Origin of the sequence: Kitasatospora sp. NPDC059571 (assembly GCF_042735675.1) — a bacterium.
In the GTDB taxonomy this organism is placed as follows: Bacteria; Actinomycetota; Actinomycetes; order Streptomycetales; family Streptomycetaceae; genus Kitasatospora.
On the sequence record NZ_JBHWBW010000284.1, the window covers coordinates 1 to 10,083 of the forward strand.

Annotated in this window: 10 protein-coding genes; all 10 read left to right on the forward strand. The window is 73.8% G+C overall.

All coding sequences use genetic code 11. From position 1 onward, the window contains the following. Positions 1 to 244: 244 nt before the first annotated feature. Positions 245 to 3,487, forward strand: coding sequence for a S41 family peptidase (locus ACFV0G_RS26125; protein WP_380552697.1), 3,243 nt, complete (start codon positions 245 to 247; stop codon positions 3,485 to 3,487). Between the two features lie 84 nt (positions 3,488 to 3,571). Continuing rightward, positions 3,572 to 4,210, forward strand: coding sequence for an RDD family protein (locus tag ACFV0G_RS26130; protein ID WP_380552700.1), 639 nt, complete (start codon positions 3,572 to 3,574; stop codon positions 4,208 to 4,210). A gap of 45 nt (positions 4,211 to 4,255) precedes the next feature. Continuing rightward, a complete protein-coding gene (locus tag ACFV0G_RS26135) occupies positions 4,256 to 4,615 on the forward strand; it encodes a histidine triad nucleotide-binding protein (protein ID WP_380552703.1) in 360 nt (119 codons plus the stop codon). 1 nt (position 4,616) lies between these two features. Continuing rightward, entirely contained in the window at positions 4,617 to 5,537 is a 921-nt protein-coding gene (locus ACFV0G_RS26140) for a ribonuclease Z (RefSeq protein WP_380552706.1), read from the forward strand. 186 nt (positions 5,538 to 5,723) lie between these two features. Continuing rightward, entirely contained in the window at positions 5,724 to 6,833 is a 1,110-nt protein-coding gene (locus ACFV0G_RS26145) for a PhoH family protein (RefSeq protein ID WP_380552709.1), read from the forward strand. Between the two features lie 14 nt (positions 6,834 to 6,847). Next, positions 6,848 to 7,342 carry an rRNA maturation RNase YbeY gene (ybeY, locus tag ACFV0G_RS26150; RefSeq protein WP_380552712.1) on the forward strand — a complete coding sequence of 165 codons (495 nt, stop codon included), beginning with the start codon at positions 6,848 to 6,850 and terminating at the stop codon, positions 7,340 to 7,342. Between the two features lie 13 nt (positions 7,343 to 7,355). Then, complete coding sequence (locus ACFV0G_RS26155; RefSeq protein WP_380552715.1) at positions 7,356 to 8,681, forward strand: hemolysin family protein; 1,326 nt, start codon at positions 7,356 to 7,358, stop codon at positions 8,679 to 8,681. 107 nt (positions 8,682 to 8,788) lie between these two features. Beyond that, complete coding sequence (locus ACFV0G_RS26160) at positions 8,789 to 9,019, forward strand: hypothetical protein (RefSeq protein ID WP_380552719.1); 231 nt, start codon at positions 8,789 to 8,791, stop codon at positions 9,017 to 9,019. Between the two features lie 18 nt (positions 9,020 to 9,037). After that, positions 9,038 to 9,574 (forward strand): DUF4383 domain-containing protein, encoded by a 537-nt coding sequence (locus ACFV0G_RS26165; protein WP_380552722.1) that lies wholly within the window; start codon positions 9,038 to 9,040, stop codon positions 9,572 to 9,574. A 115-nt stretch (positions 9,575 to 9,689) separates the two neighbouring features. Then, a complete protein-coding gene (locus tag ACFV0G_RS26170) occupies positions 9,690 to 10,040 on the forward strand; it encodes a cytidine deaminase (RefSeq protein ID WP_380552725.1) in 351 nt (116 codons plus the stop codon). Positions 10,041 to 10,083 lie beyond the last annotated feature (43 nt).

The following is a 10,083-nucleotide window of genomic DNA, read 5'->3' on the forward strand; positions in this document are numbered from 1 at the left end:
GGGTAGGCCGGGCCCGTCGGGCACACCGAGGGTGACCAGGAGCGCGATGCTCGCGTTGTTGGCCCCCGGCGTGGCGGGACCGAGGGGGGGGTCCGGGCACGGGACCTACCCGGACACGGCCCCGGCCCCCCCCCCGCGGTGCCCCCCGCCCCGCCGGCCCCCCCCCCGGCGGCCGCCCGGCCGGGTTCCGGCCCGCACCCCGAAACCCCCTGCACGGCGACCGGCGGCTGCCTAGGGTGGCGCTGTGACCGAACCGCAGAGCACCTCCACGGGCGCCTACCTGCGCCACCCCCACCTGCACGGCGACCTCGTCGCCTTCGTCGCCGAGGACGACGTCTGGCTGGCACCGCTGGACGGCGGCCGGGCCTGGCGCCTGACGGCCGACCAGACGCCGGTCGGCCATCCCCGCTTCTCGCCGGACGGGCAGCACGTCGCCTGGACCTCCACCCGCGACGGGGCACCCGAGATCCACGTCGCCCCCGCCGACGGCGGGCCCTCGCGCCGCCTCACCCACTGGGGCAGCCCGCGCACCGCGCTGCGCGGCTGGACGCCCGACGGCCGCCCGATCGCCGTCACCACCGCCGGCCAGGCCACGCTCCGCCGCACCTGGGCCTTCGCCGTCCCGCTGGACGGCGGCGAGGCGACCCGGCTGCCGTACGGGCCGATCGGCGGGCTGGCGCTGGAGCCGGACGGCGACCGGGCGCTGCTGCTCTCCGCGTTCAGCCGGGAGCCCGCGCACTGGAAGCGCTACCGCGGCGGCACGGTCGGCAAGCTCTGGATCGGCGGCCGGGAGGCCGGCGGCGAGGAGTTCCGGCGGCTGCACGCCGACCTCGACGGCAACGTCGAGTCGCCGCTCTGGGCGGGAGGCCGGATCGCCTTCCTGTCCGACCACGAGGGCACCGGCCAGCTGTACTCCAGCCTCCCCGACGGTTCCGACCTGCGCCGCCACACCGACCACGGCTTCTACGCCCGCAACGCCTCCACCGACGGCCGCCGGGTGGTCTGGCACAGCGCCGGCGACCTGTGGCTGCTCGACGACCTCGACGGCGCCGAGCCGCGCCGCCTGGACGTCCGCCCGGCCGGCCCGCGCACCCGCCGCCAGCCCCACCCGACCCCGGCCGCCGGGCAGCTGTCCACGGTCGCACCGGACCGCACCGGCCGGGCCAGCGCCGTGGTCGTGCGCGGCACCGTCCACTGGGTGACCCACCGGGAGGGCCCGGCCCGGGTGCTGGACGACACCCCCGGCACCCGGTCCCGGCTGGTCCGCGTCGTCCCCGGCGCCGACGGCGGCCAGGGCGCGGTCTGGATCACCGACGCCGAGGGCGACGACGCCGTCGAGTACGCGCCCGCCGTGCTGGAGGCCGAGCGCCGCCGGCTGGCCGCCGGCCGGCTCGGCCGGGTGCTCGACCTCGCGGTCTCCCCGGACGGCAAGCAGCTCGCGATCGCCTCGCACGACGGCCGGGTGCTGCTGGTCGCCCTCTCCGACGGCACCGTCCACGAACTCGACCGCAGCGAGAACGGCGAGGTCAGCGGCCTGGTCTTCAGCCCCGACTCGGGCTGGCTGGCCTGGTCCCGGCCGGTGCTCGGGCCCTGGTCGCTGCGCCAGATCATGCTGGCCGACCTCACCAGCCGCACCGTCAGCGAGGCCACCCAGCAGCGGTTCCTCGACTACTCGCCGGCCTTCACCGCGGACGGCCGGCACCTGGCCTTCCTCTCCGTGCGCAACTTCGACCCGGTGTACGACGCGCACTCCTTCGACCTGTCGTTCCCGACCGGCTGCCGGCCGTACCTGATCACCCTGGCCGCCGACACCCCGTCACCGTTCGGCCCGCAGCGCGCCGGGCGCCCGGCGGGCGGCGAGGACGACGACGCCAAGGCGGCCGGCAAGGACGCCAAGGAGGCGGGCGAGTCCGCCGACGCCGCCCCGGAGCCCACCCGGGTCGACCTGGAGGGCATCGCCGACCGGATCCTGCCGTTCCCGGTCGAGGGCGGCTCCTTCGGGAGCCTGCACGCCGCCAAGGACGGCGTGCTGTGGACCCGGCTGCCGCTGCTCGGCGAACTCGGCGACAGCGCCGCCTCGCTGGAGGACGACCACGCCCGCCCCGTGCTGGAGCGCTTCGACTTCGGCAAGCGCCGCGCCGAGGAGCTGGTCGGCGCCCTGGACGGCTGGGCGGTCAGCGGCGACGGCAGCCGGCTCGCCGTGCTCGACGACACCCGGCTGAGGATCGTCCCGGCCGACCGCAAGGCCGGCGAGGACGACGACCTGGACGTCGACCTCGGCCGGATCCGGGTCACCGTCGACCCGGCCGCCGAGTGGCGGCAGATGTTCGACGAGAACGGCCGGATCATGCGCGACAACTTCTGGCGCGCGGACATGAACGGCGTCGACTGGGCGGGCGTGCTGGACCGCTACCGCCCGCTGGTCGACCGCGTCGGCACCCACGACGACCTGGTCGACCTGCTCTGGGAGACGGTCGGCGAACTCGGCACCTCGCACGCCTACGTCACGCCGCCCGGCCGCGGCACGGACGCCGCCCGCCGCCAGGGCCTGCTCGGCGCGGACCTCGTCCGCGACGGCGACGGCTGGCGGATCGACCGGATCCTGCCCGGCGAGTCCTCCGACCCGCGGGCCCGCTCCCCGCTGGCCGCGCCGGGCGCGGCGGTGCGGCCCGGCGACGCCGTGCTGGCCGGCCAAGGCCGCCCGGTCGACCCGGTGACCGGACCGGCCCCGCTGCTGGCCGGCACCGCCGGGCAGCCGGTCGAACTGACCGTGGCCGGCAAGGACGGCGTCCAGCGGCACCCGGTCGTGGGGCCGCTCGCCGACGAGGTGGCGCTGCGCTACCACGCCTGGGTGGCGGGCCGGCGCGCGGCGGTGCGCGAGCTGTCCGGCGGCCGGCTCGGCTACCTGCACGTGCCCGACATGGTCAGCTCCGGCTGGGCGCAGCTCCACCGCGACCTGCGGGTCGAGCTGGCCCGCGAGGGCGTCGTGGTGGACCTGCGGGAGAACCGCGGCGGCCACACCTCGCAGCTGATCATCGAGAAGCTGAACCGGCGGATCATCGGCTGGGACCGCGGCCGCGACCTCGCCAACCCCGAGCCGTACCCGGGCGACGCCCCGCGCGGACCGGTGGTGGCGCTGGCCAACGAGTTCTCCGGCTCGGACGGCGACATCGTCAACGCGGCCATCCAGGCCCTCGGGATCGGCCCGGTGGTCGGCACCCGCACCTGGGGCGGCGTGATCGGCATCGACGGCAAGTACGCCCTGGTCGACGGCACCGGCATCACCCAGCCCAAGTACGCCTTCTGGCTGGAGGGCTACGGCTGGGGCGTGGAGAACCACGGCATCGACCCGGACGTCGAGGTGCAGATCGCCCCGCACGACTGGGCGGCCGGCCGCGACCCGCAGCTCGCCGAGGGCGTCCGGCTGGCGCTCGCGGCGCTCGCCGAGCGCCCGGCCCGCACCGCCCCGCCGGTACCGGGGGCGTAGCACCGGGCGGGGGCGGGAGGCCTCGCCTCCCGCCCCCGCACCCGTCGGTAGGATGACGAACCGTCGGACGACCGATCGTCGGGGGTGGACGTGTCGCAGGGCTATCCGCAGGGGTACGGGCAGGGCTATCAGCAGCCGCCGCAGGGGCAGCCGGGCGCACCGTACGGAGCACAGCCGTACCCGCCCGGGCAGCCGGACCCGGGCCGGGCGTACCCCGCGCAGCCGTACCCGCCGTACCCGCAGCCCCCGTACCCGCAGCCCCCGTACCCGCAGCCGCCGTACGGCGGTGCGCCGCAGGGCGGCCCGCACCGGGGGGTGCCGCCGCAGGCCGGGGCGTACCGGCGGGGCTTCGGCGGGCTGCTGGACTTCGTGGTCGCGGTCGTGCCCGGCGTGGTCGCCGCCACCCGGGCGCCGCAGCTCTGGGCGGTGCTGGTGATCCTCGTCCCGATCGCGGTGTCCTTCGCCAACCAGGTCGTGCTGGCCCGGCTCACCGGGTGCAGCGCGGGCAAGTTCCTGGTGGCGACCCGGGTGGTGCGCAAGGGCGACGGGGGCCGCCCCGACACCTGGCGGCTGACCCGGCGCTGGTTCGTCGCCGGTCTGCTCGGCCTGGTGGTCGCGGTCGTCAGCACCGTTCTCGACTCGCGCGACCGGGTGGACGCGCCGGACGACCTGGAGGGCGTCCTGATCGTCCGGTGGAAGCACCTGCGCGAACGCCTCGGATAGGCTGCGGACCGTCAGTACCAGGGTCCAGCCAGAGGAGTGAGCGTCATGGCCGGTGAGCCGCAGCCCGACTGCCTGTTCTGCAAGATCGCAGCGGGCGAGATCCCGGCGACGGTCGTGCGCGAGTCCGAGCGGACGGTGGCCTTCCGGGACATCAACCCGCAGGCGCCCACCCACGTCCTGGTGATCCCGCGGGTCCACTACCCGAACGCCGCAGAGCTGGCCGCCGCCGAGCCGGAGCTCACCGCCGAGCTGCTTGTCGAGGCGGGCCGGGTGGCCGAGGACGAGAAGATCGACGGCCACGGCTACCGGCTGATCTTCAACACCGGCGCCGGCGCCGGCCAGACCGTCTTCCACGCCCATGTGCACGTCCTGGGCGGCGTCCCGCTGCGCGAGGGCCTGGTCTGAAGTGTCGCAGCGCGAACTCGTCGTCCTCGGCACCGCCAGCCAGGTGCCGACCCGGCACCGCAACCACAACGGCTACCTGCTGCGGTGGGACGGCGAGGGCCTGCTCTTCGACCCGGGCGAGGGCACCCAGCGCCAGATGCTCCACGCCGGCGTCTCGGCCACCCAGATCACCAGGATCGCGGTCACCCACTTCCACGGCGACCACTGCCTGGGCCTGGCGGGCGTGGTGCAGCGGATGAGCCTGGACCGGGTGCCGCACCCCGTGGACGCGTACTACCCGGCGTCCGGCCAGGTCTGGTTCGACCGGCTGCGGTACGCCTCGGCCTTCCACGAGACCGCCGAGCTGCGCACCCGCCCGATCGCCGAGCCGGGCCCGCTGCCCGCGCCCGGCGCACCGTTCGAGCTCTCCGCCGTCCGCCTCTCGCACCCGGTGGAGTCCTTCGGCTACCGGCTGACCGAGCCGGACAGCCGCCGGATGCTGCCCGAGCGGCTCGCCGCCCTCGGACTGCGCGGCCCGGCCGTCGGCGCGCTCCAGCAGCACGGCCGGATCGAACTCGACGGGCGGACGGTCACCCTCGACGAGGTGAGCGAGCGCCGCCCCGGCCAGCGCTTCGCCTTCATCATGGACACCCGGCTCTGCGACGGCGTCGCCGAGCTCGCCGACGGCGCCGACCTGCTGGTGATCGAGGCGACCTTCGTGGACGCCGACGCCCACCTCGCCCAGGAGCACGGCCACCTCACCGCCGTGCAGGCGGCCCGCACGGCCGCCGACGCGGGCGTGCGCACCCTGGTCCTCACCCACTTCTCCCAGCGCTACCCGCACCTGGACCAGCACCTGGCCGAGGCCCGCAAGCACTTCGACGGCGAGATCGTGGTGGCCGAGGACCTCGCCCGGGTCCCGGTCCCCCGGCGCCGGGCCTGAGGCCGCGGCCCGTGCGGAAAACCATTCGCATCGCCGCGGCGTCTGGCCCACCATCGAATCCGCCCGCCGTCGGGCACCGCCGCGCCGCCGCGGCGATCAGTGCCGCGGCGTACCCTGGTGACCTCGGAGAGACCGAGCTGCACCCCGAGTCGAGGATGGGGATGAGGCAGGCCGCAGCGCCGACCCATGAGTGACACACCGCAGACCCGTACGAACGGACAGCCGCGCCGAGAGGCGGCGGCCAGCACCCGGATCGTGATCCCTGAGAAGCACCCCATGGTGACGCTGCTGGGTGCGGCCGACTCGCTCCTGCGAGTGATCGAGCAGGGCTTCCCGCAGACCGACATCCACGTGCGCGGCAACGAGGTCACCGCCACCGGCGACCGCGCGGAGATCCGGCTGGTCGAGCAGCTCTTCAACGAGATGATGCTGGTGCTGCGCACCGGCCAACCCCTGACGGAGGACGCCGTGGAGCGCTCCATCGCCATGCTCAGGAGCGCTGCCGACAACCCGGACCACCCGGCGCCCTCCGAGGTGTTCACGGCGAACATCCTCTCCAACCGGGGCCGCACGATCCGCCCCAAGACCCTCAACCAGCAGCGCTACGTCGACGCGATCGACAAGCACACGATCGTCTTCGGCCTCGGCCCGGCGGGCACCGGCAAGACCTACCTGGCGATGGCCAAGGCGGTCCAGGCGCTCCAGGCCAAGGAGGTCAACCGGATCATCCTGACCCGGCCCGCCGTCGAGGCGGGGGAGCGGCTGGGCTTCCTGCCCGGCACCCTCTACGAGAAGATCGACCCGTACCTGCGCCCGCTCTACGACGCGCTGCACGACATGATGGACCCGGACTCCATCCCGCGCCTGATGGCGGCCGGCACCATCGAGGTCGCGCCGCTCGCCTACATGCGAGGCCGCACCCTCAACGACGCCTTCATCATCCTCGACGAGGCCCAGAACACCTCGCCCGAGCAGATGAAGATGTTCCTGACCCGGCTCGGCTTCAACTCGCGCGTGGTCGTCACCGGCGACACCAGCCAGATCGACCTGCCCGGCGGCACCCGCAGCGGCCTCAAGGTCGTCCAGGAGATCCTTGCCGACGTCCCCGACATCCACTTCTCGGTGCTGACCAGCACCGACGTCGTCCGGCACAAGCTGGTCGGCCGGATCGTCGACGCGTACGAGCGCTGGGACGCCCTGCAGGAGGCCGAGGAGTCCGCCGGTCCGAACAGCCGCAAACCCGTCCAGCGCCGGGGCGCCCGTGCCCCGCGCCAGTCCCATCGCACCGAAAGCTGAGTCACAAGCCCTCCATGTCGATCGACATCGCCAACGAGTCCGGGTGGGACGTCGACGAGGAAGCCATCCTCGACATCGCCCGCTACGCCCTCGACAAGATGCGGATCCACCCGCAGTCCGAGCTCTCCGTGATCCTCATCGACAGCGATGCGATGGCGGAGCTGCACGTCCAGTGGATGGACCTGCCCGGCCCCACCGACGTGATGTCCTTCCCGATGGACGAGCTGCGGCCCGGCAAGGAGGGCGAGGACCTGCCCCAGGGCCTACTCGGCGACATCGTGCTCTGCCCGGAGGTCGCCAAGCAGCAGGGCCTGGCGGCGCCGTCCAAGCACTCCATGGACGAGGAGCTCCAGCTGCTCACCGTCCACGGGGTGCTGCACGTCCTCGGCTACGACCACGAGGAGCCGGAGGAGGAGCAGGAGATGTTCGGGCTGCAGAAGCGCATCCTGGACGACTGGCGCTCCGGCCGGGGGCTGACCGGGATCTCCCCGGCGCCGACCGTCCACTGAGGGCCGGCCGTCTGTGAGTGGTGAAAGTACGAGCTTCCTCGTCGGGGCTCTGCTGCTGGTCGTGGTCGGCTGGTTCGCGGCCTGTGCCGAGGCCGGCATCTCCCGGGTGTCGCGGTTCCGCGCCGAGGAGGCCGTCCGGGCCGGCCGGCGCGGCGCCGACCGGCTGCTGACGCTCGCCTCCGACCCGATCCGCTACCTCAACCTGGCCACCCTCATCCGGGTGGCCTGCGAGATGGCCGCCGCGGTGCTGGTCACCGTGGTCTGCGTCCGCAGCCTGGACAGCACCTGGCAGGCCGTGCTGCTCGCGGTCGGCGTCATGGTGCTGGTCTCGTTCGTGGCGGTCGGCGTCTCGCCGCGGACCATCGGCCGCCAGCACCCGCTGACCACCGTGACCACCGCCTCCTACGTGCTGCTGCCGCTGGCCCGGATCCTCGGCCCGATCCCGCGGCTGCTGATCCTGCTCGGCAACGCGCTCACCCCGGGCAAGGGCTACCGGGAGGGCCCGTTCGCCTCCGAGGCCGAGCTGCGGGCGCTGGTCGACCTGGCCGAGAAGGACGACCTGATCGAGGACGACGAGCGCCGCATGGTGCACTCCGTCTTCGAGCTCGGCGACACCATCGTCCGCGAGGTGATGGTGCCCCGGACCGACCTGGTGATGATCGAGCGGCACAAGACCGTCCGGCAGGCGCTCACCCTCGCCCTGCGCTCCGGCTTCTCCCGGATGCCGGTGGTCGGCGACAACGAGGACGACGTGGTCGGCATCGTCTACCTCAAGGACCTCGTCCGCCGCACCCACGTCAACCGGGAGGCCGAGTCGGAGCAGGTCGGCCAGGTGATGCGCCCGGCCGTCTTCGTCCCCGACTCCAAGCCCGCCGCCGACCTGCTGCGCGAGATGCAGCAGATGCGCTCGCACGTGGCGATCGTGATCGACGAGTACGGCGGCACGGCCGGCCTGGTCACCATCGAGGACATCCTGGAGGAGATCGTCGGCGAGATCACCGACGAGTACGACCGGGAGATCGCCCCGGTCGAGGACCTCGGCGACGGCTCGTACCGGATCACCGCCCGGCTGCTGGTCGAGGACCTCGGCGAGCTGTTCGGGCTGGAGCTGGAGGACGAGGACGTCGAGACCGTCGGCGGCCTGCTCGCCAAGTGCCTGGGCCGGGTGCCGATCCCCGGCTCGTCCTGCGACGTGCCCGTCCCGGACGAGGACGTCACCGACCTGGTGGCGATCCGGCTGCGCGCCGAGAGCTCGGCCGGCCGCCGCAACCGGATCGGCACCATCGTCGCCGCGCCCGTCCGGCAGCCGGCCGAGGCCGACCACGCCGAGGCCCCGTAGCGGCCCTGCGTGCACGTGCGGCCCCTCCCGGTGAGGGGCCGCACGTGTTTCGGGTGCAGGCCCGCCGCGCTTGCCGTGCGGACCGAACCGTTTGCACCATGGAAGGTATGACGCATCAACTGCGCGCGGAGTACGGCCCGGCCGGGCGGTCCGGCGAGGTCAGGAGATGGCACATCGTCCGGACCGCCGGCGCCACCGAGGGCATGTGCGGCGCGAAGATCGAACCCGATGCCGAGACCCGGCCCGAAACGGACTGGGGGACGGGGCTGCGAACCTGCCAGCAGTGCGGCTCGCTGTACCTGCACGAGGTCCCCTTCCACCGGGCCGAGCACGGCTGACGCACGGCGGAGGCAGCGGTGAAACTGCAAGACGAACTCCCCGTCGACCACAGGCTGGCCACCGTCTACCGGTTCGGCGCCGGTCTGGGCGGCGTGTTCCTGATGGTCTTCGGCATCCTCGGCCTGTTCGACCACGTCGGCTTCCTGGACACCCAGGGCAAGCAGACCCTCGGCCTGTCGAGCAACGGCGCGCTCAGCGTCCTGTCCATCGTCTTCGGCGCGATCCTCATCATCGGTGCGGTGATCGGGGGCAACTTCGCGTCGACCCTCAACATGATCGTCGGCCTGATCTTCATCCTGGCCGGCTTCGTCGGCCTGATGGTGCTGGACAGCAGCGCCAACCGGCTGGCGTTCGAGCTCCCGAACGTCATCTTCAGCTTCGCCTTCGGGTTCGCGGTGGTGACCTTCGGGATGTACGGCAGAGTGAGCAGTCATCTGCCGCACGACAACCCGTACTGGCGCGAGCGGCAGGAGCACGCCGCGCCGATGCCCTCCGGCCCCAAGACCTTCGTCAAGGTGATCCGGCCCGGCCCGCCCAACCCGATCGGCCACTGACGGCCGCACGCCCCGGCCGGGGCCGCCACGGGCGGTCCCGGCCCTTGTGCGCCCCGCTCCCGGCCTTCGGACCGGGACGCGGTCCGACCGGGCCGAGCGCCTATGCTCAGGCCTCATGAGCGATCTCACCGATCTGGACCCCGAGGACAAGAAGATCATCACGCTGGCGCGCTCCATCCGCGCCCGCAACGGCGTCGCGGAGGGCGCCGCGGTGCGCGACGAGACCGGCCGCACCTACGTGGCCGGCAGCGTCGAACTGCCGTCGCTGCGGCTCAGCGCCGTCCAGGCGGCCGTGGCGATGGCCGTGGCCGGCGGTGCCAAGGGTCTGGAGGCGGCCGCGGTGGTGGCGGAGGGCGCCGAGCCGGCCGAGGCCGACCTCGCCGTCGTCCGCGACCTCGGCGGCGCCGGCACCCCGCTGCTGCTGGTGCTGCTGGGGGCCATGACGGGGAAGAAGAAGACCGGCTGAGCCGCGGCGTCCGTACGGACCTCGGTGATCAGGGAGAATGGAG